The sequence below is a fragment of the Parvimonas sp. D9 genome (genome assembly GCF_035282565.1).
Classification (GTDB): Bacteria; Bacillota; Clostridia; order Tissierellales; family Peptoniphilaceae; genus Parvimonas; species Parvimonas micra.
Genome location: NZ_JAYKBM010000015.1, coordinates 1 through 2369, shown reverse-complemented (window position 1 = coordinate 2369; position 2369 = coordinate 1). Strand labels below are relative to the sequence as shown.

Annotated in this window: 3 protein-coding genes; all 3 read left to right on the top strand. The window is 24.7% G+C overall.

The annotated features are described in order from the left end of the window. The first annotated feature begins 73 nt into the window (after nt 1-73). Nucleotides 74-778 carry an ATP-binding cassette domain-containing protein gene (locus VJI94_RS07750; protein WP_004633842.1) on the top strand — a complete coding sequence of 235 codons (705 nt, stop codon included), beginning with the start codon at nt 74-76 and terminating at the stop codon, nt 776-778. A 5-nt stretch (nt 779-783) separates the two neighbouring features. After that, a complete protein-coding gene (locus VJI94_RS07745; RefSeq protein ID WP_004633841.1) occupies nt 784-1899 on the top strand; it encodes a hypothetical protein in 1116 nt (371 codons plus the stop codon). Between the two features lie 118 nt (nt 1900-2017). Beyond that, complete coding sequence (locus VJI94_RS07740) at nt 2018-2212, top strand: helix-turn-helix transcriptional regulator (RefSeq protein ID WP_004633838.1); 195 nt, start codon at nt 2018-2020, stop codon at nt 2210-2212. Nucleotides 2213-2369: the final 157 nt, after the last annotated feature.

The following is a 2369-nucleotide window of genomic DNA, read 5'->3' as shown; positions in this document are numbered from 1 at the left end:
TATTTTTAGCATTATCAGCAGTTATGTTTTGTTTGTTTCTTTATAAACTTATAAAAGGGGAAAATAAGTGAATATGGATAAAGTTCTTTTAGAAGTCGACAAATTAAGCATTTGGTATGAAACAAAGAAATATATAGTGAAAGACTCTAAATTATCTATTTCAGAAAATGAAATAATAGCGTTAGTAGGAGTTAATGGAGCAGGTAAGACTACATTAATAAACACATTGGTTGGAATACATTCTAAATATTCTTTAGGAGAATTTATTTTTCGTAATGAAAAATTAGAATTTGACGATGAAAGTTTTAAAATGAATAGGATTGCTGTTTTCTCACAGGATGAAAGTTTTAGATATTGGAATTTTGTAGAGTATATGAAATTTATTTTTGAGACTTATAATATTCCTTTAGACTCTAAATATATTGATTATTTAATTGATGGGTTTAGTTTTAGAAAATATATAAATTACATGAAGAAAGATTTATCAATGGGAAATAAAAAGAAATTTTCACTGATAGTAGCTTTTGGATTAAGATTGCCCTTTTTAATTTTAGATGAACCAGTTGATGGATTAGATTTTGAATCAACAGCTTTTCTCTATAAAATAATAAAAGAGTATAAAGCTTATGGTAGCATTTTAATGTCGACCCATGTGACAGAAAGCATAAATGAATCATGTGATTCAGTAGTGATTCTTAATGGTGGAAAGATTGGTCCTAAGAATCAGATACAAAGTAAATTGTCGATATCTGATATTTTATATATTACAAGGGAGTAGAGTGGATGCTTAGAATTTTTTTAAAAGATATTTTAGATAAAAAAATTGTATTTAGGTATACATTGTTTTCGTTTGTGTTATATTTTTTAGCGAATGAATATTTTGCAAAATATGCAATTATGAATAAGGTTCTTGTTAAACGAGCTGAAGTATATATCATAATTGGTTTGTGTTTTTCAGTATTTTTTTTTATTAGAACATATGTAAAAAACGATAAAATTATGCCATATTATGCACTACCGGTTAGTAAAACAATAATTAATGAAAGTTTTATAATATCTATTTTAATAGATACATTGTTAAGAAAGATAATAATTTTAATGGCAATCATGTTAAACTTAAATGTTGAATATAATTTTTATGTAAAAATTGTTTTAATGTTACCTGGAATAGTAATTTTAAGTTGTATTCCTAATATAGTTAATATTTATAGAATTGATAAACTATTGATGGGAATTATAAGCATAGTTTATTTGTTGCTGGTTTTTGTTTTATTAACAAATGACAGCTTATTGTTGTTTGTTTTGGCAGTATTTAGCTGTTTTTTGTATTATGTATATATTAGAAATTCACTTATGAAAGTTGCTTATTTTAGAATAGATATACCAAAAAGATTGTCTAAGATTACTTTAAATAATTATTTTTTGAAGTTTTTTTTAGCTGAAAATGTTTATATTATAAATACGATTGGAATAGTTATAATGATAATAGTTATTACTCTGCTTTCTCCTAGAAAATTAAGTATTCCGCTATCTTGTGCGGTTGGAACTATAAACACGCCTCTTTTGACCATATTTTCAACGGAAGATGAACTTAAAAACATTGCTAAATTTTTACCTACTAAATTTAGAAGTTTAAATAAAGATTATATTTTTTTGATTGGTGTTTATTTTTGCCTTATACAATGTTTAATAATGGTTCTGAATTTTAACGTTTCAACTGTGAAATTTGTGGTTGAATTATTTATTATTACTACATTAGAAGTTTTTTTATCATATTTATTAGAAAAAAAATTCCCTATAACAAATAAAAAAACTATAATGGAAGTTTGGAAAAATCCTAGAAAGTATATTTTAACAGTTATCATTTTTTTTGTTGCTTTTGTATTTGAATACATTTAATATATAATTGTATGAGGATGTGAACCATGACATCTATTAGTACAACCGTTCTCTCATAATAATATGAGGTAATAGAACGATGTAGTATTTTGCTATAACATTATTACACGAGGAGGTGATGAGTATTCCTAATAAAATATCTTTTTATAGAAAAAAAAATGGTATGACACAAGATGAATTGGCTAGTATGCTGGGTGTTAGCAGGCAATTTGTAAGTTCAATTGAAGGAGCAAAAAAAATACCATCAATTAAATTGGCATTTCAACTTTCAGATATTTTTGGTGTTCCTGTAGATAATTTATTTTACCGATAGGTTGTGTTGTTTATCTATATTTTATCTTTTACGTGATTATTTAGCGTAAAATTGTTCAAACTGATGTTTCAACTTATTACTAAAGAAGAGATATCAGTTTTTTTTTACAAAAAAAGAAACCTATAAGTTGCTTTTTTAAATTAATAGTAGTATAATA

Bases quoted from the DNA above. Each gene is read 5' to 3' on its own strand.
- VJI94_RS07740 (WP_004633838.1), top strand. From the start codon at position 2,018: ATGAGTATTCCTAATAAAATATCTTTTTATAGAAAAAAAAATGGTATG.
- VJI94_RS07745 (WP_004633841.1), top strand. From the start codon at position 784: ATGCTTAGAATTTTTTTAAAAGATATTTTAGATAAAAAAATTGTATTT.
- VJI94_RS07750 (WP_004633842.1), top strand. From the start codon at position 74: ATGGATAAAGTTCTTTTAGAAGTCGACAAATTAAGCATTTGGTATGAA.